This window comes from Pseudoalteromonas sp. C8 (assembly GCF_011378685.1).
Classification (GTDB): Bacteria; Pseudomonadota; Gammaproteobacteria; order Enterobacterales; family Alteromonadaceae; genus Pseudoalteromonas; species Pseudoalteromonas arctica.
This window is the reverse complement of record NZ_WTKT01000009.1, coordinates 25,836-50,655: the sequence shown is the minus strand read 5'-3', so window position 1 is coordinate 50,655 and position 24,820 is coordinate 25,836. Positions and strand designations below refer to the sequence as shown.

The window sequence follows — 24,820 nt, the reverse complement described above, 5'->3', positions numbered from 1 at the left end:
TTTAAGACTCCTGTGCAATATGTATTGGCTGCGCTTTTTGTTGTTTAAATGGCAGCGAAAATCTAAGGCGATAAGTAATAAGCACATCGCACGAGAGTAAATAAAACAGCATTAACCCCTGAAAAATACCGGTTATAGCGTTAGGTAATCCCATGTTAATTTGCGCAAGTTCACCTCCCATATAAATAAGCCCCATTAGTAAGCCCGCAAACGTAATCCCTACTGGGTGGAGTCGCCCTAAAAAAGCAACAATAATGGCGGCATAGCCATAACCGGGTGATATTTGCGGAACCAACTGTCCAATAGGCCCAGCTACTTCGCCCGCTCCAGCAAGCCCCGCCAAGCCCCCGCTAATAACTAGCACTCCGGCAATTAATAATGCTCGCTTGTAACCCGCCATTTTGGCCGCGGATGCATCAAGCCCAAGTACTTGTATTTGAAAGCCTATAAAGGTTTTACTAATAAAAACCCATGTGGCGCATAGCGCTAATAACGCAAACGCCAGGCCTAAGTGCAATCGAGTACCGTCGAATAAAACAGGTAATAGCGTGCTATCGCCAAACAATGCACTTTCAGGAAAGTTATAACCGTGAGGATCTTTTAGTGGCCCATGAACAGCCCACAGCAATACATTTACTGCTATGTAGTTGAGCATTATGGTGACTAAAATTTCATTGGTGTTTAAACGCAGCTTCATAAAAGCAGCAAGCCCCGCCCACAACATGCCACCAGCAATACCAGCGAGTAATGTAAGTGGCATTGCAAAAGCACTTGTTGAGTCAACAAAGTTAACGGCTACAGCACTTGCACATACACCACCAATAAGCAGTTGCCCTTCTGCGCCTATATTCCAAACCGATGCTCTATAACAAAGCGCTAAGCCATAGGCGCATAGCAAAATAGGAATGGTCATTACAAGTAGCTCAGTTACACCATACCAATCGGCAACAGGTGCTATAAGCAATGTATACAGGGCATTTAGAGGATCATGCCCTAATAAGGCAAACACCACGTAACCGGTTATTAATGTTAGTAAAATAGCTAAAACAGGAGAGAGATAACTCCAAGCTGGTGAGCGCTCAACACGTGGTTCTAATTTAATCATGCGAGTACCCCTTGTGGTGTGTGTACTTTAGGCTGGTTATTAAAAACATCGCTAAAGTCGCCAGCCATCCACTGCCCTAACTGCACAAGTGGTACGGTATCGGTATTTAAAATAGGAGACAGTTTGCCATCACAAATTGCGCCAATGCGGTCGCAAATTTTATAAAGTTCGTCTAAATCTTCTGAAATAACGAGTACCGCACACCCTTCGTCGCGAAGCTTTAAAATAGCTTCATGTATCGCCACTTGTGCGCCTATATCTACTCCCCAAGTAGGGTGCGACATAACGAGTAGTTTTGGGCTTTGCTCTACCTCGCGACCAATAATAAATTTTTGTAAATTACCACCTGAAAGGCTAGCTGCATGAGTGCGAAAACTTGGCGTTTTAACCTTGTATTTTGTAATGATTTTATTCGCAAGCTCAGTAATTTTTGGTTTTACTAAAAAGCCATTTTTAACCAGCCCATTATCAAAACTAGTAAGCAGTGCATTTTGTGCTAAATCCATAGTGGGCACGGCTCCTCGCCCAAGCCTGTCCTCTGGCACACATGCAAGCCCAAGGCGGCGCCTTTTTAGCGGGCACAGTGCATCAACAACGGTATTTTTAAATTTGATGGCGCTGCTACTAGCTTGAATTTGCTCCCCCGAAAGCACTTTTAATAACTCTTCTTGTCCGTTGCCAGCAACACCCGCAATCCCCACTATTTCGCCTTGCTGTACTGCAAAGTTAATATTTTTAAGGGATGTTTCAAATAACGCTTGTGCGGCGGTGGTTAGATTATTAACGGTTAAAAAATCCGCAGCCCCCAAAGCTCTGCGAGTTTGGTTACTGATTGGCGTGTTGTCGCCTACCATCAGCCTGGCAATTGACTCACTAGTTTCGTTTTTAGGAATACAATGCCCGCTTACTTTCCCGCCTCTCAAAATGGTCGCACTGTCACATAACTCAATCACTTCGTGCAGTTTATGGCTAATAAACAGCACAGAGCAGCCTTCTTTTTTAAGTGACTTTAGGGTTTTAAATAATGCATCGACTTCTTGTGGAGTCAGTACTGAAGTGGGTTCGTCTAAAATAAGTAACTGAATATCTAATAATAAGCATCTAACAATTTCTACTCGTTGGCGCTCGCCAGTTGAAAGTGTTGATACCAGTCTATGGGGGTCTAATGGCATACCATAACGTGTTGATGTTTTTGTAATTCGACCCGCAAGCGTGCTGCTATGCCCTGCTAAATCACCTAACGCTAGTTCAATATTTTGGGCGACCGTAAGTGTTTCAAATAACGAAAAATGCTGAAAGACCATTCCAATGCCTAAATCACGCGCATCAGCAGGGTCTTTTATATTCATTATACGGCCATTAAAAAACATGTCCCCTTGGTCAGGTTTAACCACACCATAAAGCATTTTCATTAATGTGCTTTTACCTGCACCGTTTTCACCTAATAAGGCATGCACTTCACCATGCTTAATTTTTAAGGTTACGTCATTATTGGCTATACATCCGGGATACTGCTTTGTCATTCCCTGCATAGTAAGGCGGTATTTATTATTCATTATTAGGGCCTATTTGTACTTAATGAGCAATTTAGCCTACTCAAAACATCAACTGACCAACCGGTCAACAATGGCATGGTAACTGCAATATACTTACCAAGATGAAAAAGTATTTTTCTTACCCGTGCGCAAACAACAAGAAAAAACATACGCCAAGCCTTTATGTATCAGGGCTTTATAAAAATTAAGGGGGTCTGTGTGATTCAATTTTTATTAAATAACACGCCAATTGAAGTACAAGAATGTTCGCCAAGTCTCACCATTTTGGACTGGCTTCGCACCAAAAAAGGGAAAGTGGGCACCAAAGAAGGATGTGCAACTGGCGACTGTGGTGCGTGCACAATTTTAGTGGGTGAAGAGCGTATAAATGCAAACGGGCAAACTAGTTGGCAATACAAAACAATGAACAGCTGTTTATTGTTATTAGGTAATGCGCATGCAAAACATATAGTAACGGTAGAGGCTGTGACTACTGGCTTATACCCAAACTTAACCGATTTACACCCCGTACAACGTGCACTAGTGGAGTGCCATGGTTCGCAATGTGGTTTTTGCACGCCCGGTATAATAATGAGTTTGTTGGCTCTTTATATTAATGAGCCAACGTACCCTGGTAAAAAAGCGGTTATTCATGCACTTGGCGGTAACTTATGCCGTTGTACAGGTTATAACCCTATATTACTTGCAGCCGAAAAAGCCTATAGCTATGAGCGTAAAGCTGAACCTTACTCAGCAATGGCCGCTCAATTTAAAGCATCACTTAATACGCAATATGATGACGATATTCCATTTTTAAAAAATGGTCCTCGCAAATTTTACTTACCACAAACTGCCCAACAACTTGTTGAGCTAAAAGCGCTTTATCCTTATGCACATTTAGTTGCTGGTGGCACCGACTTTGCCATTGAGCTTAGCCAAAACATGCTCTTACCGGATGTAATTATCTCCCTTAGCCAAGTAAAGGATCTTTGCACCTTGGCAGATAATAACGGTGAGCTACACATTGGTGCAGCACTCCCTTATAGCCAATTTGTTGAGGTATTTTATAACCATTACCCAGAGTCAAAAGAGCTATTTGAACGCTTAGGATCAAGCCAAGTACGTAACAGCGGCACGCTTGGTGGCAGCATAGGGAATGCCTCTCCTATTGGCGATCCAGCTCCTCTTTTAATCGCTCTTAATGCATCAATGGATTTATTAAGCAGCGCTGGTACGCGCACTATTAAAGTTGCCGACTACTTTATTGATTACAAAAAAACGGTTCTTAAAAGCGATGAAGTAATTAGCAAGTTCACCATCCCAAAGCGCCCAGAGTCACTAAAACTGGCATGTCATAAAATATCAAAACGCTTTGAAGACGATATATCTACCGTTTGTTTGGTACTTGCTATAGAGCATTCACAAAACATGATTACTCAAGCCCGCTGCGCTATGGGCGGTATGGCAGCTATTCCTAAGCGCGCGCAGCATATTGAGCAAAAGCTGATATCTCAATCATTACAAGTGAGCACTTTTATAGACGCAGCAACGGCTATTAACGATGACTTTACGCCCATGAGCGATGTAAGAAGCAGTGCGCATTACCGCACCACGGTAAGCAAAAACTTATTACAACGCATTGGTATTGAGTTTTGTGAGCCGCAAGCAAGCAACAATAACAACATTGCCATTACGAGGATCTCACATGCGTCACTTTGAAATGGATAAACTAAAAGCGCAAGGTGGTAGCGTTGGACAATCTAAATATCACGAAAGCGCTATTAAACAAGTTTGTGGAAGTGCAAATTTTGCCGACGATAATCCTGAGCCTTACGGTTGCCTGCATGCCTACCCAGTGCTCGCCCCTGTTACAAGCGGCTTTATTAAATCAATTGATACCAGTCTCGCACTGGCAGTTAAAGGCGTTAAACGTATTTTATCGGCAGAAGATGTACCGGGTAAATTAGATATTGGCCCGGTATTTCCTGGTGATGTATTACTCACTAGCCATGAGATTCAATACCACGGACAACCTGTATTAATTGTCGTTGCCGACACCTATGAAATAGCGCGCCGCGCTGCACGCTTAGTGGTTATTGAGTGCGAGCAAACTACACCCATACTTGATATTAAAGAAGCCATTAGCAAAGAGCATTGGGTGAGGCCGCCCCATTCACTTAACCGTGGTAACAGCGAACAAGCCATTAATAACGCAGCCCACCAGCTTAAAGGCGAAATAAACATAGGCGGGCAAGAACACTTTTATTTAGAAGGCCAAATAGCACTGGCGCAACCTGATAACGACGGGGGCATTCATGTTCAATGCTCTACGCAACACCCTACTGAGGTGCAGCACTTAGTTGCTAAAATTTTAAAAAAGCCATTTAGCTTTGTAAACGTAGAAACCCGCCGTATGGGCGGTGCTTTTGGCGGTAAAGAAACCCAAGGCGCACCATGGGCATGCCTTGCAGCCCTTGCGGTTTATTACCTTGGCTGCGCAGTAAAAATGCGCCTAGCCCGCAGCGACGATTTTAAATTAACCGGTAAACGCCACCCTTTTTATAACCAATACCATGTTGGTTTTGACGAAAATGGCTTAATAGAAGGTGCCGACATTACCGTAAATGGGTTTTGTGGCTACTCGCCTGATTTATCTGATGCAATTGTAGATCGCGCCATGTTTCATGCCGATAACGCCTACTACTACCCAACCGCCACAATCAAGGGTAATCGCTGTAAAGTAAATACCGTAAGCCATACCGCATTTAGAGGATTTGGTGGCCCGCAAGGAATGATTATGGGCGAGCTAATAATGGACGATATAGCCGCCAAATTAGGTAAAGATCCGCTTGAGATCCGAAAACTTAATTTATACAAGAAAGGCCGCGACACCACGCCGTACCATCAAACCGTAGAGCAACATATTTTAATAGATATGATAAACCAGCTTGAGGAGTCGGGTGACTACTGGGCACGTAAAGAGGCTATTAAAGCATTTAACGTATCGTCACCTATTATCAAAAAAGGCCTTGCGATGACGCCGGTTAAATACGGTATTTCGTTTACGGTACAACATTTAAACCAAGCTGGTGCATTAGTACATGTATATAGCGATGGTTCTATACATTTAAACCACGGCGGCACCGAAATGGGCCAAGGACTAAATACCAAAATTGCGCAAATTGTGGCCCACGGCTTTGGGGTCGATTTTAACGCGGTAAGTATTAGTGCCACGCGTACCGACAAGGTACCAAACACTTCACCAACAGCGGCCTCAAGCGGTACCGACTTAAACGGTATGGCGGCGCTAAATGCAGTAAACACAATAAAAGAGCGCTTAATAAACTTTATTACCGATCACTTTGAAGTAGACAGCCAAAGTATTACATTTAAAGATAACCTCATTACTTTTAGTAAAGGGGAAATTAGCTTTAGCGAACTTGCAAACCTTGCTTACATGAACCGTATATCGCTTTCATCAACGGGTTATTACGCCACACCAAAAATTCATTACGATAGAGCTAAAGGCGAAGGCCGCCCATTTTTTTACTACGCTCACGGTGTTGCACTCAGCGAAGTAGAAGTAGATACGCTTACGGGCGAAAACACGGTAACCCGCGTTGATATACTGCACGATGTAGGCAGTTCAATTAACCCAGCACTTGATATAGGGCAAATTGAAGGCGCCTTTGTACAAGGTATGGGCTGGCTAACAACCGAAGACTTACAATGGAATGATAAAGGCCAGCTTGCAAGCTTTGGCCCAGCCAACTACAAAATACCAGCCATTGGCGATACACCTGCCGAATTTAACGTCAATCTTTATAACTCAGCAAATCCAGAAACCACCGTGTTTAGATCAAAAGCCGTAGGCGAGCCGCCATTTATGCTGGCCTTTAGTGTATGGAGCGCCATTCGTAATGCAATAAGCAGTGTGGCTAATTACAAATACACCGCCACACTGGATACACCCGCAACCCCAGAGCGAGTATTGAGTGCAATTGAGCAAACCGCGAGCTGGTTTAAGGAGCATCAACATGACTAATTTAAATGAGTCGTTTCAAGGTTTTCATACTCAAAATTGGGCGCAGGCTATAAACGAGCATGAACAAAGCGGCACTAACTATGTAATTGCCACGGTACTTGGCACCAATGGCTCAACCCCACGTGGCACAGGCTCTAAAATGGTAATAAGCGGCGAGCATATTTACGACACCCTTGGCGGTGGCCACCTTGAATATGTAGTAATTGAAAAAGCCCGCGAACTACTTGCCAAAGGCGAAGCCGCCCAAGTAATAGAGCAATTTAACCTAGGTGCAAATTTAGGCCAGTGCTGCGGCGGGGCTGCCACCGTTATGCTTGAATGCATGCAATGCGAGCGCTTTACCCTCGACATTTACGGCGCAGGCCACGTAGCACAGGCGCTTATTGGTATATTGGCACAGCTGCCTATGCGCATACGCTGGATAGATAGCCGCGCAGATGTATTCCCACAGGCTATGCCGACTAATGTAGTAAAAGTGGTTGATGAAGAGCCAACAGAACAAGTAAAGCGTGCGCCTAAAGCTAACAACTACTTAGTATTGACCCATAACCACCAGCTCGACTTTGCACTCACCCAAGCAATTATTAAACGCGCTGATGCCAATTGGCTGGGCGTTATTGGCTCTGACACTAAAGCAAAACGTTTTAAACAACGCCTAGCACATCGCGATTTTACAGCCGATCAAATACAACAAATGACCTGCCCTGTTGGGCTTAAAAATATTACGGGCAAATTACCAATGGAAGTGGCTATTTCGATTAGTGGACAGCTAATTGGCCTTTATCAGGCTATGCAAACCCAAGCGCCAAAACGCCAAGGCTTGCAGTGGCGCACACTAAAAAATGCCTTAATTAGCACCACGCAGGAGGAAGTAGGCGCATGAGTAGCTTACAAATAAATACGCTAAATGATGCACAAGCAAAACAAGCTCTTGAGCATTGCTGCGCGGCCCCTAACTGGGTGGCAGCCATGGTAAAAGCAATGCCATTTAAAAGTGCTCAACAGCTGTTTGAATGCGCAAAAAGCATATGGGATAGCCTTGGCGAGAGCGACTATTTAGCTGCCTTTGAAGGCCACCCGCAAATAGGTGACTTATCAACCCTTAGCAAAAAATACGCTGCTACCGCACAAAAAGCGGGGCATGAGCAATCGGGTATGAGCAAAGCAAACGAAGCCGTACTTACCAAAATGATTACCCTTAATAAAGAGTACCTGAACAAGTTTGGCTTTATTTTTATTGTGTGCGCCACCGCTAAAACGGCCGAACAAATGCTTGAACTCATAGAGCAGCGCATACACAACACCCGCAGCACAGAGCTTGCTATAGCCGCGGGCGAACAAGCCAAAATAACAAAAATAAGATTGGAGTCATTGCTATGAATAAAAGTATGAACAAAAGCCCTATTACCACCCATATACTCGATACCAGCACCGGAAAACCTGCAGCAAACGTTGCTGTTAAGCTATTTAAACTTACAAATAACGAATGGGTACAACTAACCCAAGGCACAACCGATACCGATGGGCGAATTACCGACTGGCTAAATACAGAAGTAGAATTTGCAACCTATAAACTGGTATTTGATTTAGATAGTTATTACCAAAACCAACCTACCCCTGCGTTTTACCCAGAGGCGCAAATAGCTTTTAGATTACAAGATACTAAACATCATCATATCCCATTGTTGCTTAGCCCGTTTGGCTACTCTACATACAGAGGTAGCTAACTATGAGCACACAAAACAATAATAACTTAACAGTAGTTTGTGCTGATATACTCGACTTTGTTGACGACCCTGCCATTGCTGGCGAAAACGCCCATCGTTTTTTTGAAAAAGGCGCATTAGTTATCAAGCACGGCAAAGTAGTTAAACTTGGCTACGAGCAAGACATACTGCCAACGATTGATAAATCAGCGCGTATTATCCGCCACGATGGTAAGCTCGTTATGCCTGGTATGATTGACACCCACATACACTTACCACAAACCGAAATGGTGGGTGCATACGGCGAGCAACTGCTAAGTTGGCTAACCGAGTATGCGTTTCCGACAGAGAAAAAGTTTACGTGTAAGCATTATTCAAAAGAGATCTCTAATCGCTTTTTAGACGAGCTGCTGCGCAATGGTACAACCACCGCCCTTGTATTTGGCACTGTGCACCCGCAATCGGTTGATGCGTTTTTTAAAGAATCACAAAAACGCAATTTACGTATGATTGCCGGTAAAGTAATGATGGATCGTAACTGCCCTGACGACTTATCTGATTGCGCGCAAACAAGCTATGACGAATCTAAAGCCCTAATAAAAAAATGGCACAATGTTGACAGGCTAAGCTACGCAGTTACGCCGCGTTTTGCCCCCACATCAACCCCAGAACAATTACAAAAATGCACTCAGTTACTTGAAGAATACCCAGACACCTACCTGCACACTCATCTATCAGAAAACAAAGACGAGTGCGAATGGGTTAAAGGGCTATTTCCAGAAGCTGAAGATTACCTTGGCGTTTACGAGCAAGCAAAAATGGTACGCAAACGCTCGGTTTTTGCCCATAGTATTCATTTATCTGAGCGCGAACTTTGCTGCCTTGCAGATAACAATGCGGCTATATCGCACTGCCCTACCTCAAACCTATTTTTAGGATCAGGACTTTTAAATTTAAAAGCCTGTGAAGAGCACGGCATAAACGTAGGCATGGGTACCGATGTAGGCGCAGGAACAAGCTTTTCTATGCTACAAACAGGTAACGAAGCTTACAAAATCCAACAGTTACAAGGTCAAAAGTTTTCAGCATTTAAAGGGCTGTATTTAGCAACACTCGGCGGTGCTAGAGCGCTCGATTTAGAAGGGACAATTGGTAATTTTGAAGCCGGCTGTGAGGCCGATTTTATTGTAATGGATTGTTCAGCAACTTCGTTTTTAAAATTTAGAATACAACATGCCAAAACCCTACATGAAAAACTATTTGTAATGATGATGTTAGGCGACGACCGCTGCGTTGAGCAAACCTACATTATGGGTAAAAGTGTGTATAAGCGCGATGATAGCAATCAATTTTCAGACACCCGCTCACCGGTATTAGAAGAGGCTTAACCGTTATGGAAAACTATTTATTTGAGCTTGCTCATTTAGTACTGCGTTATTTTCATGTTATTGCTGGTATAGCATGGATTGGCGCTTCATTTTATTTTGCATGGCTTGATAACAACCTACAAACACCACCGCAGTGGAAAATAGATAAAGGCATAAAAGGCGATTTATGGGCCGTGCATGGTGGTGGCTTTTACGAAGTGGCTAAGTATCAAAATGGCCCTGAACAAATGCCTCACACCCTGCATTGGTTTAAGTGGGAAGCCTACACAACGTGGATCACCGGTATATTACTATTTAGCTTACTTTATTATGTTGGCGCCGATGTGTATTTAATTGATAACAGTAAAAGTGAGCTAAGTAAATTTGCAGCTATTGGCGCATCCCTTGGTTTTATTGGCTTAGGCTATGGTGTTTATCGTTTATTGTGTAAAACCCCACTGGTTGAAAACGGCAAAGTGTTTATTGCTGTAGTTATTGGTTTATTAGCTCTGTGGACTTTTGGGGTTGATCAACTATTTAGCGACCGCGCTGTGTATATTCATGTAGGTGCACTTATTGGCACGTGTATGGTGGGTAATGTATATCACATTATTATGCCAGGGCAGCGCTACATGGTGAGTGAAGTAGAAGCTGGTAGAATCCCTGATTCAGCGCCAGGTTTAAAGGCAAAGCTGTGTTCTATTCATAATAACTACGCCACATTACCTGTAGTATTTATTATGCTTAGCAATCACTTTCCTTACACGTATAGCCACAACTTTGGCTGGCTTATTTTAATTGCGCTGTTTGGTATTGGTATGTGGATACGCCATTACTTTAACTTAAAACATCAAGGCGTTAATAAACCTTCAGTACTTATAAGTGGTATTGCAGCATTTTTTGCTCTTATGTTGGCAATAGCTCCGTGGCCTAATACACCAACAAATGCAGACGAAAGCGCGCCTTTACAAGCAAGTATTACCGACGCACAAGCGTGGGATATAATCAGCAAACACTGTACGCAGTGCCACAGTGAAACACCTACCTCTGAGCTTTTTCAAACAGCGCCACTTGGCTTTAAACTTGATTCAATTGAACAGGTAAAAAAGTCGCAAGTACTTGTGCATACCCGCGCGGTTATAACCAAAGATATGCCACTGGCTAATATGACCAAGATGACAGACACAGAGCGCGAAGCGCTAGGCTCTTGGCTCGCAGCGCTTAAAAAGGAGCAATAAAATGAGCGAGCAATTTAAAAACTACCCGCGCGATTTAATTGGTTATGGCCCACATGCGCCTCATGCAAACTGGCCTAATAAAGCCCGTATTGCCGTGCAAGTGGTATTAAATTACGAAGAAGGCGGCGAAAACTGTGTATTACATGGTGATGCAGCGGCCGAAACGTTTTTATCAGAAATAGTCAGTGCTCCCCATGTAGAAGACCGCCATATAAGCATGGAGTCTATTTACGAATATGGCTCGCGCGCGGGCGTGTGGAGGCTACTGCGTTTATTTAAAAAATACGATATACCGGTCACCATTTTTGCAGTGGCGATGGCCCTTGAGCGCCACCCCGATGTAGCTAAAGCCTTTGTTGAAGCAGGCCACGAAATTGCAAGCCATGGCCTGCGCTGGATTAATTATCAAAATATAGATAAGCAAACCGAGCGCGAGCATATACAACAAGCCATTGAGATTATTCAAACGCTTACGGGTAAAAAGCCCAAAGGCTGGTATACCGGCCGAACTAGCCCAAATACCGCAGCCCTTGTAGTTGAGAATGGCACATTTTTATATGATGCCGACGATTACAGCGACGATTTGCCCTTTTACAGTATTAAAGAAGGTAAGCCACAACTCATTGTGCCCTACACGCTCGATGTAAACGACATGCGCTTTGCTGCCGTACAGGGTTTTAATGCCGGCGATCAGTTTTATAATTACTTAAAAGATGCATTTGATACGCTATACGAGGAAGGCGATCCAGAAGGTGAAAACGCCCCTAAAATGATGTCGATAGGTTTACATTGCCGCTTAATTGGTCGCCCAGGAAGAATAAAAGCATTAGCACGGTTTTTAGAATATGCCCGATCGCATGAGCAGGTATGGTTTGCCACGCGCGAGCAAATAGCCGAGCACTGGCTTAAAACCCACCCGTATAAAAAAGTATAGTTTATATTTTTAAAACATAAAAAAGCCCAGCAAAGCTGGGCTTAAATTACTTTAGGAGTAGTGAAATTTATTCAAAAAACTATTTCCCCATTGGCAGCAAAACCGATATATAGCGCTGCGCCCAATTAGCAAGCTCCACCCTGTTGCGTGAGTTAGTTTTTTTAAACGCACTGTATAAATGTGTTTTTACAGTGTGGTCGCTAATGTTAAGTTTATCAGCGATTGTATTGTTACTCGCCCCCTGTGCAATTAAATGAATAACAGACTTTTCTCGTTTTGTTAAATGATCGTAATCGTCCTGCTTTAATTCAATGTCGTCGTGTAAGCTATTAAACGACGATGCCACGGCTAAAATATCGTTAAAAGCTTTTGAAATCACTTTACGCGTAAACCAAAGCTCGCCAGTATTAACACGAAGTAACCCTTTAAAAATATCTTCTGGTGGATCAGATTTATAAAAAACACCATTAAAATGGTTAAGCAATAAGTTTTGCTCGCACACATCTTCTTTATCAACATTAAAGATGACAACGCTATAGTGTTTAGCTAAACAAATAAGGTCAGTCGGAATAAGGTCTTGCCATTTGCTTTTAGCACCATCTATTAAAAACAAATCATAATTTGTGCGCTGCTCAGCTTTAGGAATAACCTCGTCCATTTTAATATCACCAAACAAAGCTTGTAGTGTTCTTAAAATAGCGGTGTAGTTGTGTGAATGAAAAGATGATTGAAACGTTGTTTTTACAAATACCGAGTTTTTATGGGGCATAAATTTCGTCCTTGAAACATTTACACTACATTACCTAAATCAAATACAACTTACAATGGGATTTTGATATTAAAGTACTGTTATTCTTTCTCATCCTAAAATAGATAAAAATCAATTAAATCAATGCAAAACCTTCATCAATTTTATTTTTAAAATTGCTTTTATAAGATAAATAACAGATCGGATTAGTGGCTTAATAACTTATAAAGCCTTAAATATGCATTAGCCTAAACTAACTTTTAGGATCAATTATTCTATACTCGCTTTTAGTTTATTTAGCTCATCAACCGAAAAACCTCGATCATAAAAATATAAAATTTCGCCGCTGTTATTTATAAGTACCACACGTGAGTTATTTGGGCTTTGATTACCTGTAAACTTTTGAACTGTTTCACCATCTTTATAAATAGTGATTACCCCACCCCATAATTCTTTAGGGATGCCTTTGCGCATACCGCTGTCTATAAATGTGCTAAACATACGTGGTGCCATGCCGGCAATGATTGGTAGTTCGTATGTAGGGAGCGTTACACCCGCCATATCTAAACCAATTAACCAACGGTCTATATCAAACTGACTATCTTGCTTGTACCCAATAAGCAGTAGTGTTTTATCTGCTTTAAAATCGCTGGGTATAGTCACCATGCTTTGCTCTAAACTTTCGCCGCTAATGCTTGGGAACTGCTTACCTGTTAATTGTTGGTTTGGGTACTGTGTTGTACATGCACTAAGTAGTAAAAATGCAAAAGCACTTAATGTTAATTTGATCATAATAAACCTAATATTTATAAATTTCATAACGATACGTTTAGTATGGCAGCTGAGATCTAAAAATGCTGATTAGTTATATAATTTTTAAATTTAGACGCCGTCATGGGCTTACCATACTTCCAACCCTGCCCATAATGCACACCCGCCATTTTTAAAATAGCTTCTTGCTCAGTGGTTTCAATCCCTTCTGCCACACAGGTATAATTAAACTTATGCACAAGTTCCATAATATTTGGGATCATAGAGGCTTTTAAGCCCTCAGTTGCTATATCTTGAACAAACGTACGATCAATTTTAAGTTGATGAAAGCTCAAATTTTGTAAGTTTCTTAAATTCGAATAACCCGTACCAAAGTCATCTAATGATAAGTTAAATCCCGATTCCACTAAGGTTCTAAAATGAGCATGCGCAATGCTTGTATCAAGGTACTCGTCTTCAGTTATCTCTAAACAAATAATAAAGCGTGAGTTGGTAAGCTCTGTAATTTGCGGCAGTAACGACACATTACCCAGCTCTACATCACACGGAAATATATTAAGCGACACTTTAAAGCCTTCTGGCAATAACTCTATAGAGGTTAACTCTTTTATTGTGGTAGCAATCATTGCCTCAGTAAAAGTCCAAGTTAAATTATTTTTTCTAATAACCGGAATAAACTCATCTGGAAATAAAGCACCGTACTTATCTTCAAAACGTGCAAGTACCTCGCAACCAATCAGCTTGCCACTTTGCAAACAAATAATGGGCTGGTAAGTCCAATAAAATGATCCCTTTTTAAGCCCTTTACGAATACGTTGATTGGTAGAGCGGCGTGCAGCAATCCTCGCATCAACTATTAACGCACTCGATATGCCCGCTAAACAGGTTAAAATTAACGAAATTATTAATAATAAGTGATTATTAGAAAAAAACAGACTCCAAGGCAAGTGCACTACTACACAATATTGACTACTTGTAGAACTGCAAACTGAGTTAGTTTCGTAAGGAAAGAAAACGCTGTTTTTTACCTGCTGGTACAACCCCTCTTTACCTGCTAAATGATGCAAAGCATTTGGTGTTTTATAAATAACTTCCCAATCTGGCGCAGTAATTCCGATGTTGGTAAAGGGCGTGCTCTGCATAATTAAATTATAGTCCCCTTGTCTGACTATAATTACCTCCATAGGGCGCTCACTAAATAATAATAGATAAAGCTCTGGCTCAAAACGAACCCTGACCTTCTCACCATCTCGAATAAAGTCAGGCTGTTTGTCGTTAATTGGTTTACTTAATAAGCCTGCACCAGTAGTGCAAACTAGCTGGTTACCTTTAAAAAAGCCTATATCAATTACATATTTTGCATCAAATAAAGCGCGGCGCATCTCAAGAAGGGTTGTGTTGTCACACTGCTTAAACGCAAGCTTATTTAATGGGGTAAGAATTCGACGCCTCTCTGCAATTGCACCTTCTACATGACCGAGAATATATTCAGCGTCTGACTTTGTTTGTGCTGTTAACTGCTGCGCTGCAAAATTGAGCAAAATAAAACAGCCAATTACAAAAACTAACCCTCCGGTTAAAATGGCTATAATAGATTTTTGTTGGTACTTTTTCATAGCATCTCGAAGTTGTTAATTTATATCACTACTTTATTAGATGATTGCATAAGTCGCATTAAATTCAAACAGATCGATTCAAAAATTATTGAACGAATTTTGAATAAACTGAGTGATTTTAGCGCTTACCGTTAAATGCTGATTACTTTCAAAGTGAATCCCATCACCGGCTGTTACATTAATAAATGTATTAAAATCAATAAAAGTACATTTATTATTAGCCGCAACGCTTTTAAATGCACTAGAGAGCTTTGTTGCTTTTGTATCTGCACCTTCGTAAATACGCGAATACTGCTCGGTGATTCTTATTTTAGGTGGGCTAGCAATAATAATTTTAGGAGATTTTAAAGTACTACCTTGCTGATAATAAATATGTATTGAGTTAATTAAATCATTTAAGCCACCTGCTATTAAACTAGGTGTTAAATTAAAACGTTTTTTAAGATCGTTTGTACCAAGGGCAATAATAATAAAGTCGAGCTCATGCTTATCCAAATAAGGCTTTAGATAACTAACACCATTAAGCATGCCATCAAACGGTGGATTATGCACTAACGTGCGGTTAGGCTGCCCTGCCTCTATTACGTTAAAGCCACACCCTAAGTTTTTATTTAATAACGATGTCCAACGGGTATTTTCATCAAAGCGTTTTCCCGTTACAGGGTTTAAACCCCACGTATTAGAATCACCAAAGCAGAGAATATTTTTTGTCATGTTAATTATTAAAATGGATTGAGTGTATAACCCTGCTGTTGCAGCTGGGCATGTGCTGTCATCGCCGAAAGTGACATTTGCACACCTTCAATTAGTTGTTCTGGTGCTACTTTATAATGCGTAGCCGATTGCCCACACACATAAACCACGGTGTTATTGGCCAACAATTGTTTTATTAAACTTTGATTTTTGTTATCCGCTTTAAAACGTTCTTTATATTCACTATTAGCCAATACATCAATGCTAGCACTACCATGTACCACTAACGCTAATTTAATGTTATCTGGCTTTACACCGTGTGCTACATGCATATTAATAAAACGTGCAAGTGAGTTTATTGAATTGTTCTGCTCACCTTTTTTAGCGCCATCACCAACATCAAAGGCTATTTTGAATACCGTAGAGTCATTTATCTGAACATGCTCCGGGACACTATAAAAGTAACCAAAGTCTTTAATAAGGTTTTCACCCGCTTGCGAAAATGGGCTTATAAGTAAAAGCAATAATAGGTATTTCATAAACAATCCTGTGTTTTAAATAAGTTAACCTATTTATAAAACTAACAGAAGCAAAGAAAAAAGGGCAGCTTATCATGCTGCCGATTGAGTGTTTTTATGATGGTGGTTAATAAACTGCATACCTAAATAGCTAAATGTTCGTTTAAACATTTCTACAAAAATATCAGGCGCTTCAAGCGATGATGCGTTTGATAACAACGAAAAATCTTTATTACGTAAAGCCCGTAACTTCGGCTTCAAGGTTTCGTCATCCATGTAATCTGTGATCCTATCTATAAAAGACTTCATTTGTACCGTAGTGTTATACCAATAAACAGGAGACGCGAACACCCAATGGTCGTACTTTAAAAGCACTTCAAATAGCGCGTAAAAGTCATCATTTTTATAGTTTTTGTCATAACAATACGGCGCAATTTTATAATCATCCAGACAAATTACGCGCACATCATTTTGCTCGGCAAAGCTATTAACATGGGCTGTGGTATTGCCGTTTTTTCGTGCGCTTGAATAAATAATAACAGTATTACGCTCAAGTTTTTGTTGCATTTAGTTAGCTCCTTTTTTAATGTGGTAGAAGCTTAAAACCTCAAGTTATATTGAGGTCAACTGAAGGATTAAAATTATGCCACTAGGACAAAAAAAATTAACCGAAGCTAACCTAACCGTTGGCTATGTAGCAAAAAGAAGTGGTGTAAAAGTATCTACTCTTCACTTTTACGAAACTAAGTTTTTAATTAAGAGCTGGCGAAATAATGGTAATCAGCGACGTTATAAACCTGATGTATTACGCCGTGTAGCTGTAATAAAAGCAGCTCAAGCGATGGGAATTACGCTCGATGAGATTAAAAACACCTTAGCTACCCTACCCGACAACCGCACACCAACAAAACAAGACTGGTCAGCACTTTCAAAACATTGGCAAGCGCAACTTGATGAGCGAATTGCGCATATGCAACGCCTGCGCGACAAAGTAGACGGTTGTATAGGATGTGGTTGCTTATCACTTAAAAGTTGCCCAATTTACAATAAAGATGATCATTTAGGCGAAAATAAAAGCGGCGCTGTGCTTTTAAATACATAGTCTTTGCCTGTGTAAAAAGTTCTCCACTTTTGTATAACAAAAATAAATACCCCTCTTAGGCGTTGGGCCAACAACGCCTTAAATATAAAGGCTAACTACGCCTCATTATTGAGTTATTAAAGAAGGTTTTTTTAGTCCGTTTATTGGTAATACGTTACTTTGCTAACAAAATAGCCTCAGGTACTACAAAAACTCTCTATTCATTAATATAGAGCCATGAAGTTTTTTGTTTAGTTGGATCGCTAGATGATTTAAAAAACAATTTAAAATTTAAGGGAAAGGCTATACTCGAATTGTTTCTTTAATATAGGTATATATGTAAAAAGTATATTCAATGTGGGTAGGAGCATTGCTAACTGGCTAATTTTTAAGTATTCTTGCGTGCCTAAAAAGGAAGCAAAAATTTAAGGAATAAGCTATTGGAACCAACTAATCACACCCCAGAAAACAATACAAAGCCACCTATAGTTACTCAAAAATTCACTCAAGTCCTTAAAACGGTCGATCATAAAGAACTAAAAAGCACTGGTTTTTGGTTAAATCAATTTTTTATGGTTATTTCTACTGTATTTGGTGTTTTTCTGGCGGCTCAAAGCGGTTTAGAACAAGCGCTTAAGTTTGATTCATTTAGTAAAATGGAAGATAATTACTATTTACGTACATCACTTTATGACGAAGTTAATGATAATGCAAACACGGTAGCTGAGTATGCAGAACGCTTAGCGAAGAGCCCTCCAACATCAGAGATGGAGTTTTTTAAACCAACACTTGAGCAGTACATATGGAAAACCATGCAATTTTCTCCTACTACGCTTGAAACACCGAGTGAGTTTTTAACTAGAATACGTCGGTTTTATTCTCGAGCCGATTTTATCATTAATGCCGCAATAAATCGCAAAATGTCTGCTAAGCAAGCCTCTATCGAATTAACAAAAATAACAGACTTAATTAAAACTCAAACACTACCAGCATTAAAAAATAGCGCTAAACAATTAAAAATGGAATTACAGCAGAATGACATTTCTGTTGGTTCGTTAAAGGAACTTGAAAATGCTAACTAAGAACTGCCCTCATTGTAAAGACCATCCATTAGAAGCAACCAATTATCAAGGTGAAGAAATAGATATTTGCCGTGAGTGTGGCGGTTTATGGTTCGAAAAAAATGAAGTAAACAGGATGATTTCAGAGATAAATGACGGTCCTGAAGGAGATAAATTTGAAACTCACTTTGGTGAACCATTAGGAATTTCTGAGCTTGACTGTCCTGATTGTAAAAAAAGTTTAGAACGTTTTCATTTACTTGAAGCTTTTCATACCGAAATTGATGTTTGTAGACACTGCGATGGCACATGGATTGATAAAGATGAGCTTGAAAGTGTAGAAAAAAGCCCTGAAATAAAAGCGAGTTTAGGCGAGCTAAATCAAAAAGTAAGCTGGAAAACCTACCTGTTCCAATTTTTAACGCAAATGCCTGTTGAATATAATATTAAACCACAAAAAACCCCTTGGGTTACTCGCGGCCTTATTGTTTTAAATACATTGATTTTTGCACTTTATTTTTTAAATCCAAGCTCATTTAGCTATGTTATTGATAACTTTGCTATGACACCTGCAGATTTAAGCAAAGGTAATGAGCTATGGACTGTATTAACTTGCGTATTTTTACATGGCTCTATAATGCATTTAGTCGGCAATATGTACTTTTTATATATAGTTGGCGATAACCTAGAAGATGTTTTAGGCCATAAACGCTTTTTGTTATGGTATTTAGCCTGTGGACTACTCGCTTCGTTTGCAAGCTACATTGTAAGTCCAATGTCGAATATACCAGGCGTGGGTGCAAGTGGCGCCATAGCCGGTTTATTTGGCATGTACTTAATGTGGTTTAGACACGCAAGCCTTACTTTTATGTTTGTAATTTATCAGAAGAAACTTTCTGCGGTATGGTTTTTTGCTATTTGGTTAGGATTTAACATTTTTGGTGCAGTAACAGGCCCTGATGGCATTGATTATGGTGCGCATATTGGGGGCTTTATAGCTGGACTAATTATTGGTTATATTTTGAAAAGTAAAATATTAGAGCAAAACCCTATAATTCGTTTACTAAACCAAAAAGAAGCACAGTTAAAACGTTAATCGTCATATTAAAGCCACGAATAGATGAACATTAGTGGCTTTATAAAACTTCTCACTAATTTCTATAACTTATACCAATCCGCAATAATACTTAATCATTTTGCGGGGCTAAACGTGTCGCTACCTGCGTTAAAAAATTCTCATTTAGACCAACTAAATAGCGAATTTTTTGCCTAGCTATCAACACGTTTTTCCGCCCTCAAAATAGACCACTTAATTAAGCGAATTGGTATTACAACGCGTATAAACTGTATAAAATTGACCCGTATTTTTTATCGGTATATCGTACGTTCTAGCCTCTTCACTAAGTTCGCATTCAAAGTTATTTAATATATCAGACATCAGTGCTTGCTCTTCGGTGAACTGTATTGTGGTATACCACAAGATTGAATCTTCATCTTTTTTGTTTTCAATATAAATACTCTGTAGCAAAGAGCTATTAAAAAACATGTTTGAAGGCTTTGAACTGCGTATTGTTTTATTATCGAAATAAAAGTAACCATTGTTATCACTTATAGCTTCATCAATATAAGTATCACCGTAAATCAGCTCTCTTGTTACTTTAACGCCCTGTTGGGGTTCACCATTATTTAATAGTCTGCCTTTTACAGGCAACGATAACGTAACGTCTTGTTTATTAAAGAACCCAAACATGTCTGCACATCCTTGCATTGGTATTAATAAAAATAAAATAAGCGTTAAAGTCACGCCAGCCGATCTTGTATTGGTCATAAAAAGTCCTTTTCCTATTTATACTTTAACCTAACAATAAATCTGGAAAATAAATAGCGACAATACTGCATCCTACATTAATTAAAATACATAACCACAACACAATAATAAAACGTCGCTTTTGCGATTTATGACGAAGTAATTGTTGAGCAAGTAATGCTCCCGGCCATCCTCCAAATAATGCAAGTAGCTGCAGTGTACGCTCTGGCGTGCGGTTTACTTTTGTATGTGAAGAACGCTTAGCTTGTCGCTTATCCCACGCGTACATTAAAAAAGTGATAGCACTTAATACACTTATATAACCAGGTACATATATTGGTATATAAACAGGTAAGTATTGCAGCGGGTAAGCTAACCAAATGGCAGCTAAATAAAGCAATGAGAATGTGATTAATATTTTCTTTATCAATTAATTATCACCTATACTGGGCTTATAAGAGCCTAACAACGAGAGCCAAATTATGACATATTTTAAATCGCTATTCTTCGCATTATGTTTATGCACATTTAGTAGCTTTGCTAATGAAAATGCCAGTAACCTTGATAAAGAGCTAGAAGTGTTTAAACCTTACTTAGGAACGTGGCAAGCAGACTTTAAAGTACCAGAAGGCGCTAAAAAAATACAAGATGTTGGCCGTTGGGAACGCGCTTTAAACGGTAAAGCTATTCGTACCATGCACTCGATTAACGAGGGTGAGTATGGCGGTGAGTCGATGATTTTTTATGATAGCAAAAAGAAGTCACTCGTATTTTATTATTTCACTACGGCAGGATTTTACACTAAAGGCACAATAACGGTATTAAGCCCTACTCAGTTTGTAGCCTATGAGGAAGTAACAGGCAGTAAAGAGGGAGTGACTAAGGTTAAATCTACTAGTGATTTAAAAGACGATAAATTTATTGTATCGACCTCTTACCTTAAAAAGGGTGAGTGGACAAAGCCCGAACAACGTATTTATACACACAGTACAAAAACGGTAAAATTTAAATAGCCGCGATTTATAAACACAAAAAAGGCAGCCTAGGCTGCCTTTTGTCATTTATAAAACCGTATTTATTTTACGTATTTTTTAAATGGCGCGTCTACTGGTGTATCAGCAAGGTGATTAGTGTAGTTGCTCATTACTTTTTGAGACAAGCCTACAATAATTTCAAGTAGCTGTTGCTTAGCGTAACCTGCTGCAAAGAATTTTTCGATTTGCTCATCGCTGATCACGCCACGTTCACGTGTCATTGCGAGTGTAGTTTCACGAAGAGTTTCTAGCTTAGGGTTTTCAAGTGGTGTTTTGTTTACAAGTGCATCAACAACACCTTGGTCAACTTTCATTGCCGCTGCAATACCACTGTGTGCAGGAACACAGTAATGACATGCGTGCTCAACGTTAATTGATTGCCATACTACTGTTAGCTCTTCTGCATTGAATGATGTTTTTTGAAAAAGCTCATGCAGTACTTGGTAACCTTTAAGTAATGTTGGTGCTTCAGCCATTACTGCATGTAAGTTAGGAAGCATACCAAATGCTGCTACTGAATCAGCTAGTAACGGTTTTGCTTCTTCTGGTGCGTTTTCTTGAGTGTATAAAGTAAATTCGGCCATGGTTAGCTCCTAATAATTAATAGTTTTAAGTAACTTCGAGACACATAGTATTTGATTTTGAGCGACTGTTCAAGTTAAAATTGAGCAAATGTTCAAATTGATTGAGAATGATATGGCTAATAAGGTTAAATTTGAACGCGATAATGTAGTTCGCGTTGCTAGCCAGCTATTTTGGCAAAAAGGTTTTCATGCAACCTCAACGCGTGACTTACAAGAAGCCGTTAATATGCGCCCCGGTAGTATTTACTCTGCGTTTGGCTCTAAAGAAGGTCTATACTGCGAATCGCTGAAAGATTACACAGTACAAATGAAAACCCAAATAGAGGGGTTTTTATCAAGTGCCGATACAGTACTTGGTGGATTACGTGCGTTTGTTGAAAACGTGGTAATTAAAACAAAAGATTGCAGCCCAAGCGCTATTTGTATGCTGGTTAAAGCAAACAGCGAGTTTGCAGAAAAAGACTCAAACCTATACGAGTTAAGCTTAGATTTAACAGCTCAATTTGAAGCTTATTTAACGCAGTTGTTTACACAAGCAATAAACAAAGGTGAGTTAAGTAATACGTTGACCGCTGTTGAATATGCGCGCTTTTTTCAGGTGCAATTTACAGGTTTACGCGGTTATTTTAATCGTCCTAATGTAGAGCAATTTGCTGAGCCAATGATCAACCAAATGTTTATGTTGATTAAAAAGTTATAAATAGCAGTTATCGCGCATTCTCAACAAGTTATACTTATTTTACTAAATAAAAATGGCCAGTATTAACTGGCCATTTTTTTGTGCTTAAAACTTAATTTATAAGTTACGTTTTAAGCTTATTTAGCTCATTATCTTGCTGGGCAACAAGTGCATTAAGCGCTTCGCTGCTATCCCCTGCTTGTGTAGATAAGTCAGCAAGTTGCGATGCGGCATCAGATATAAGCGTTAAATTACGGTTTATTTCTTCAGTCACTAAGCTTTGTTCTTCAGCAGCGGTGGCAATATGTGTAATTTGATTGGTTATTTCATCAACTTTAACGACAACACTGTGCAGAGCATCAAAAGCTACAGATGTTTCATCAACGGCATTTTGTGCACGTACTACGCCTTTTTCAATAACGGTAGATGCATTACCTACTTCAGATAGTAAACTATCAATTAACTGGCTTATGTCATCTGTTGATGAACGCGTTTTAGAAGCAAGTGCACGTACTTCATCAGCAACAACGGCAAAGCCTCGCCCATGCTCACCTGCGCGCGCAGCTTCAATGGCTGCGTTAAGTGCAAGTAAGTTTGTTTGTTCTGAAATAGTACGAATTACATCTAATATTTGCGTAATGTCTTTACTACGCGAAGCTACTTTTTCAACTGCTTGGTTGGCTTCTTTAATTTCTTCAGACATCGTTTTAACTTGTGTCATCGCTGACGATAAGCTCGACTCACTGCTTACTACCAAGCTATTTATTTCATCGGCTTGTTGGGCTGATTGCTCTGATGCTCTGGCGACCTCGAGTGCTGTTGCGCTCATTTCGTTCATAGCCGTTACCACACTTTCAATTTCTTGAAATTGAGATTGAACATTATGCTTAGTATCAATAGCGATGTGTTGTGCTATTTCGCCTTGCTGTTTAGTTTGCTCAGATACCGCTTTTAGTTCAGAAATTAAATCACGTAGTTTTGCTAAAAATCGATTAAACCCACCAGCTAATGCAATAAGTTCTGCGTGGCTATCAACATGCAATGTATGCGTTAAATCACCCTCAGAACTTGCAAGGTTATCAACCCGCTGTTGAATTTGTTGTAGCGGCGCTATTACACCTGCAATTACTAATTTCATAATAACAAAAGCAACCACAGCAATTATTAAGCCTGTAATTAAAATAATAAACCCGAGTGATGCTGCTGTTTCTTGCATGTTTTTTTCTAGCGCTTCAGGCCCTGCAAGTGCTAGATCTGTAGGTACTTCTATGATTAATGACCACTGAGTGTTTGCTAGTTTTATATCAATTGGATAATTTACTAAATATTCACTATTTGTTTTAAAAATACCGCTTTGCCCTTTAGACTTTTCAATATCATTAAATATAGTAGAACTAACAGCCTCTTTAATTGGGCGCCCTAATTTAGATTTATAATGACTGCTGCCTACAACTAAACCTAAATCACTTAATAAGGTTACTTTAGCTTGACCATTGTAAAGCTGCTTAGAAAGCTGCTCAGTCATTACTTGAAAGGTTGGTAGAGTTAAATCAACGCCTGCTAAACCAATAAACTGGCCTGACTTTAAAATAGGCACGGTTAACGAAGTTAGCATTACCGAATCGCCCGATGGAATTTCGTATAAATACGGTTCCATAATACAAGGCTTAAGTGTGTCTTTTGCGCACAAATACCACTGCGCTTCGCGAATACCAAACTCATTAAGCGTTGTTATGTATTTATCGGCGGCATTCGCTACTTTTTGTTGTTCAATTATGCCTTTTTGATCGCGAGTTATGTATACCTCTAACGTACCAGCACTATCTACTGAATGCTTATACCCTTGTTGATATTGAGAATCTTGCCCATCAAAAGCGTTCGGTTCAAATTGAGAATAAATAGATGATAAGAGAGTGTTTTGTTCTAAAACCGCTTTATTTATACGGACAACTGTATCTCGGTCTAAAGTGTTTTGTTTTGCTGCATCGCCAAGTAGTGCCGCTAATGAATAAGGAACACGGTAAGCTTCATTAATAAAGCCAGCAATTTTTTCACCATATATTGCTGCATTTGCATTCAACTTTTCTTCAACTTCTACAATAATGTACTCTTCTGACTTGCTTGCTAGTTCGGTATTACTTGCAGATAACTGCCACCACAAAATGCTCGAAAGCACTAATACAGTGATAAATATACTTCCGACAGTAAGCCAAAGTAATTTTTTTGCTAGCGATATTTCCCGCATTCATCTCACCTTTAAATTAAAACTACTGATATAGTTTAGTAGATCTAACCAAC

At 39.8% G+C, this 24,820-nt stretch carries 25 protein-coding genes; 13 read left to right on the top strand and 12 right to left on the bottom strand.

The features are described 5' to 3' along the window. Position 1: 1 nt before the first annotated feature. Entirely contained in the window at positions 2 to 1,105 is a 1,104-nt protein-coding gene (locus GQR39_RS10425) for an ABC transporter permease (protein ID WP_024591977.1), read from the bottom strand. Beyond that, complete coding sequence (locus GQR39_RS10420; RefSeq protein WP_165735560.1) at positions 1,102 to 2,661, bottom strand: ABC transporter ATP-binding protein; 1,560 nt, start codon at positions 2,659 to 2,661, stop codon at positions 1,102 to 1,104. The genes GQR39_RS10425 and GQR39_RS10420 overlap by 4 nt, the downstream gene beginning before the upstream one ends. 198 nt (positions 2,662 to 2,859) lie before the next feature. Between GQR39_RS10420 and xdhA the strand changes: the two genes are divergently transcribed. From xdhA to puuE, 8 genes are read left to right on the top strand one after another with little or no spacing between them, the layout of a single operon-like run. After that, entirely contained in the window at positions 2,860 to 4,359 is a 1,500-nt protein-coding gene (gene xdhA, locus GQR39_RS10415; RefSeq protein WP_165735559.1) for a xanthine dehydrogenase small subunit, read from the top strand. After that, positions 4,346 to 6,685: a xanthine dehydrogenase molybdopterin binding subunit gene (gene xdhB, locus GQR39_RS10410; protein ID WP_165735558.1), complete on the top strand. Its 2,340-nt coding sequence runs from the start codon at positions 4,346 to 4,348 to the stop codon at positions 6,683 to 6,685. Before xdhA ends, xdhB begins: the two co-directional genes overlap by 14 nt. Further along, positions 6,678 to 7,568, top strand: coding sequence for a xanthine dehydrogenase accessory protein XdhC (gene xdhC / locus GQR39_RS10405; RefSeq protein ID WP_165735557.1), 891 nt, complete (start codon positions 6,678 to 6,680; stop codon positions 7,566 to 7,568). Before xdhB ends, xdhC begins: the two co-directional genes overlap by 8 nt. Beyond that, positions 7,565 to 8,065 carry a 2-oxo-4-hydroxy-4-carboxy-5-ureidoimidazoline decarboxylase gene (gene uraD, locus GQR39_RS10400; protein ID WP_165735556.1) on the top strand — a complete coding sequence of 167 codons (501 nt, stop codon included), beginning with the start codon at positions 7,565 to 7,567 and terminating at the stop codon, positions 8,063 to 8,065. The genes xdhC and uraD overlap by 4 nt, the downstream gene beginning before the upstream one ends. Beyond that, complete coding sequence (gene uraH / locus GQR39_RS10395) at positions 8,062 to 8,412, top strand: hydroxyisourate hydrolase (protein ID WP_101163529.1); 351 nt, start codon at positions 8,062 to 8,064, stop codon at positions 8,410 to 8,412. The genes uraD and uraH overlap by 4 nt, the downstream gene beginning before the upstream one ends. A gap of 2 nt (positions 8,413 to 8,414) precedes the next feature. After that, the gene (gene guaD, locus GQR39_RS10390; RefSeq protein WP_165735555.1) at positions 8,415 to 9,779 is read left to right on the top strand and encodes a guanine deaminase; all 1,365 of its coding nucleotides are present in this window, start codon (positions 8,415 to 8,417) and stop codon (positions 9,777 to 9,779) included. Positions 9,780 to 9,784: 5 nt separating this feature from the next. Continuing rightward, positions 9,785 to 10,996 carry a urate hydroxylase PuuD gene (locus GQR39_RS10385; protein WP_165735554.1) on the top strand — a complete coding sequence of 404 codons (1,212 nt, stop codon included), beginning with the start codon at positions 9,785 to 9,787 and terminating at the stop codon, positions 10,994 to 10,996. 1 nt (position 10,997) lies between these two features. Further along, positions 10,998 to 11,930, top strand: a complete 933-nt coding sequence (gene puuE / locus GQR39_RS10380; protein WP_165735553.1) for an allantoinase PuuE — start codon at positions 10,998 to 11,000, stop codon at positions 11,928 to 11,930. Between the two features lie 79 nt (positions 11,931 to 12,009). Here the strand turns inward: puuE and GQR39_RS10375 are convergent, their stop codons facing one another. The 6 genes from GQR39_RS10375 to GQR39_RS10350 form a co-directional block, all read right to left on the bottom strand. After that, positions 12,010 to 12,699 carry a response regulator transcription factor gene (locus GQR39_RS10375; RefSeq protein ID WP_165735552.1) on the bottom strand — a complete coding sequence of 230 codons (690 nt, stop codon included), beginning with the start codon at positions 12,697 to 12,699 and terminating at the stop codon, positions 12,010 to 12,012. Positions 12,700 to 12,948: 249 nt separating this feature from the next. Continuing rightward, the gene (locus GQR39_RS10370) at positions 12,949 to 13,470 is read right to left on the bottom strand and encodes a hypothetical protein (protein WP_165735551.1); all 522 of its coding nucleotides are present in this window, start codon (positions 13,468 to 13,470) and stop codon (positions 12,949 to 12,951) included. 56 nt (positions 13,471 to 13,526) lie between these two features. Beyond that, the gene (locus tag GQR39_RS10365; RefSeq protein ID WP_165735550.1) at positions 13,527 to 15,065 is read right to left on the bottom strand and encodes an EAL domain-containing protein; all 1,539 of its coding nucleotides are present in this window, start codon (positions 15,063 to 15,065) and stop codon (positions 13,527 to 13,529) included. Positions 15,066 to 15,143: 78 nt separating this feature from the next. Then, a complete protein-coding gene (locus tag GQR39_RS10360; protein ID WP_165721741.1) occupies positions 15,144 to 15,779 on the bottom strand; it encodes an SGNH/GDSL hydrolase family protein in 636 nt (211 codons plus the stop codon). 8 nt (positions 15,780 to 15,787) lie between these two features. After that, positions 15,788 to 16,297 carry a DsrE family protein gene (locus GQR39_RS10355; RefSeq protein WP_165735549.1) on the bottom strand — a complete coding sequence of 170 codons (510 nt, stop codon included), beginning with the start codon at positions 16,295 to 16,297 and terminating at the stop codon, positions 15,788 to 15,790. A 72-nt stretch (positions 16,298 to 16,369) separates the two neighbouring features. Next, positions 16,370 to 16,843, bottom strand: a complete 474-nt coding sequence (locus GQR39_RS10350; protein ID WP_165721743.1) for a flavodoxin family protein — start codon at positions 16,841 to 16,843, stop codon at positions 16,370 to 16,372. 76 nt (positions 16,844 to 16,919) lie between these two features. Between GQR39_RS10350 and soxR the strand changes: the two genes are divergently transcribed. The 3 genes from soxR (at position 16,920) to GQR39_RS10335 (ending at position 19,514) form a co-directional block, all read left to right on the top strand. After that, the gene (gene soxR / locus GQR39_RS10345; RefSeq protein ID WP_024607319.1) at positions 16,920 to 17,378 is read left to right on the top strand and encodes a redox-sensitive transcriptional activator SoxR; all 459 of its coding nucleotides are present in this window, start codon (positions 16,920 to 16,922) and stop codon (positions 17,376 to 17,378) included. Positions 17,379 to 17,797: 419 nt separating this feature from the next. Next, positions 17,798 to 18,439, top strand: coding sequence for a hypothetical protein (locus tag GQR39_RS10340; protein ID WP_010553555.1), 642 nt, complete (start codon positions 17,798 to 17,800; stop codon positions 18,437 to 18,439). Beyond that, a complete protein-coding gene (locus tag GQR39_RS10335) occupies positions 18,429 to 19,514 on the top strand; it encodes a rhomboid family intramembrane serine protease (protein ID WP_165735548.1) in 1,086 nt (361 codons plus the stop codon). The genes GQR39_RS10340 and GQR39_RS10335 overlap by 11 nt, the downstream gene beginning before the upstream one ends. 213 nt (positions 19,515 to 19,727) lie before the next feature. On the opposite strand, the gene GQR39_RS10330 is transcribed toward GQR39_RS10335, so the two are convergent. Together GQR39_RS10330 and GQR39_RS10325 are read right to left on the bottom strand one after the other, a co-directional pair. Continuing rightward, complete coding sequence (locus GQR39_RS10330) at positions 19,728 to 20,246, bottom strand: DUF6795 domain-containing protein (protein WP_029751869.1); 519 nt, start codon at positions 20,244 to 20,246, stop codon at positions 19,728 to 19,730. A 25-nt stretch (positions 20,247 to 20,271) separates the two neighbouring features. Continuing rightward, entirely contained in the window at positions 20,272 to 20,655 is a 384-nt protein-coding gene (locus GQR39_RS10325; RefSeq protein WP_165735547.1) for a DUF1294 domain-containing protein, read from the bottom strand. Between the two features lie 52 nt (positions 20,656 to 20,707). Here GQR39_RS10325 and GQR39_RS10320 point away from each other — a divergent pair, with 52 nt between their 5' ends. Beyond that, the gene (locus GQR39_RS10320; RefSeq protein ID WP_101216305.1) at positions 20,708 to 21,238 is read left to right on the top strand and encodes a hypothetical protein; all 531 of its coding nucleotides are present in this window, start codon (positions 20,708 to 20,710) and stop codon (positions 21,236 to 21,238) included. A 62-nt stretch (positions 21,239 to 21,300) separates the two neighbouring features. On the opposite strand, the gene GQR39_RS10315 is transcribed toward GQR39_RS10320, so the two are convergent. Next, a complete protein-coding gene (locus tag GQR39_RS10315; protein ID WP_010553550.1) occupies positions 21,301 to 21,843 on the bottom strand; it encodes a carboxymuconolactone decarboxylase family protein in 543 nt (180 codons plus the stop codon). Positions 21,844 to 21,955: 112 nt separating this feature from the next. Between GQR39_RS10315 and GQR39_RS10310 the strand changes: the two genes are divergently transcribed. Then, positions 21,956 to 22,543: a TetR/AcrR family transcriptional regulator gene (locus tag GQR39_RS10310; protein WP_010553549.1), complete on the top strand. Its 588-nt coding sequence runs from the start codon at positions 21,956 to 21,958 to the stop codon at positions 22,541 to 22,543. 103 nt (positions 22,544 to 22,646) lie between these two features. Here the strand turns inward: GQR39_RS10310 and GQR39_RS10305 are convergent, their stop codons facing one another. After that, complete coding sequence (locus tag GQR39_RS10305; RefSeq protein WP_165735546.1) at positions 22,647 to 24,767, bottom strand: methyl-accepting chemotaxis protein; 2,121 nt, start codon at positions 24,765 to 24,767, stop codon at positions 22,647 to 22,649. Positions 24,768 to 24,820: the final 53 nt, after the last annotated feature.

Excerpts from the sequence above, each read along its gene's own strand:
- GQR39_RS10425 (WP_024591977.1), bottom strand. The coding sequence starts at position 1,105 with ATGATTAAATTAGAACCACGTGTTGAGCGCTCACCAGCTTGGAGTTAT.
- GQR39_RS10420 (WP_165735560.1), bottom strand. The coding sequence starts at position 2,661 with ATGAATAATAAATACCGCCTTACTATGCAGGGAATGACAAAGCAGTAT.
- xdhB (WP_165735558.1), top strand. The coding sequence starts at position 4,346 with ATGCGTCACTTTGAAATGGATAAACTAAAAGCGCAAGGTGGTAGCGTT.
- xdhC (WP_165735557.1), top strand. The coding sequence starts at position 6,678 with ATGACTAATTTAAATGAGTCGTTTCAAGGTTTTCATACTCAAAATTGG.
- uraD (WP_165735556.1), top strand. The coding sequence starts at position 7,565 with ATGAGTAGCTTACAAATAAATACGCTAAATGATGCACAAGCAAAACAA.
- uraH (WP_101163529.1), top strand. The coding sequence starts at position 8,062 with ATGAATAAAAGTATGAACAAAAGCCCTATTACCACCCATATACTCGAT.
- guaD (WP_165735555.1), top strand. The coding sequence starts at position 8,415 with ATGAGCACACAAAACAATAATAACTTAACAGTAGTTTGTGCTGATATA.
- GQR39_RS10385 (WP_165735554.1), top strand. The coding sequence starts at position 9,785 with ATGGAAAACTATTTATTTGAGCTTGCTCATTTAGTACTGCGTTATTTT.
- puuE (WP_165735553.1), top strand. The coding sequence starts at position 10,998 with ATGAGCGAGCAATTTAAAAACTACCCGCGCGATTTAATTGGTTATGGC.
- GQR39_RS10375 (WP_165735552.1), bottom strand. The coding sequence starts at position 12,699 with ATGCCCCATAAAAACTCGGTATTTGTAAAAACAACGTTTCAATCATCT.
- GQR39_RS10370 (WP_165735551.1), bottom strand. The coding sequence starts at position 13,470 with ATGATCAAATTAACATTAAGTGCTTTTGCATTTTTACTACTTAGTGCA.
- GQR39_RS10365 (WP_165735550.1), bottom strand. The coding sequence starts at position 15,065 with ATGAAAAAGTACCAACAAAAATCTATTATAGCCATTTTAACCGGAGGG.
- GQR39_RS10360 (WP_165721741.1), bottom strand. The coding sequence starts at position 15,779 with ATGACAAAAAATATTCTCTGCTTTGGTGATTCTAATACGTGGGGTTTA.
- GQR39_RS10355 (WP_165735549.1), bottom strand. The coding sequence starts at position 16,297 with ATGAAATACCTATTATTGCTTTTACTTATAAGCCCATTTTCGCAAGCG.
- GQR39_RS10350 (WP_165721743.1), bottom strand. The coding sequence starts at position 16,843 with ATGCAACAAAAACTTGAGCGTAATACTGTTATTATTTATTCAAGCGCA.
- soxR (WP_024607319.1), top strand. The coding sequence starts at position 16,920 with ATGCCACTAGGACAAAAAAAATTAACCGAAGCTAACCTAACCGTTGGC.
- GQR39_RS10335 (WP_165735548.1), top strand. The coding sequence starts at position 18,429 with ATGCTAACTAAGAACTGCCCTCATTGTAAAGACCATCCATTAGAAGCA.
- GQR39_RS10330 (WP_029751869.1), bottom strand. The coding sequence starts at position 20,246 with ATGACCAATACAAGATCGGCTGGCGTGACTTTAACGCTTATTTTATTT.
- GQR39_RS10320 (WP_101216305.1), top strand. The coding sequence starts at position 20,708 with ATGACATATTTTAAATCGCTATTCTTCGCATTATGTTTATGCACATTT.
- GQR39_RS10315 (WP_010553550.1), bottom strand. The coding sequence starts at position 21,843 with ATGGCCGAATTTACTTTATACACTCAAGAAAACGCACCAGAAGAAGCA.
- GQR39_RS10310 (WP_010553549.1), top strand. The coding sequence starts at position 21,956 with ATGGCTAATAAGGTTAAATTTGAACGCGATAATGTAGTTCGCGTTGCT.
- GQR39_RS10305 (WP_165735546.1), bottom strand. The coding sequence starts at position 24,767 with ATGCGGGAAATATCGCTAGCAAAAAAATTACTTTGGCTTACTGTCGGA.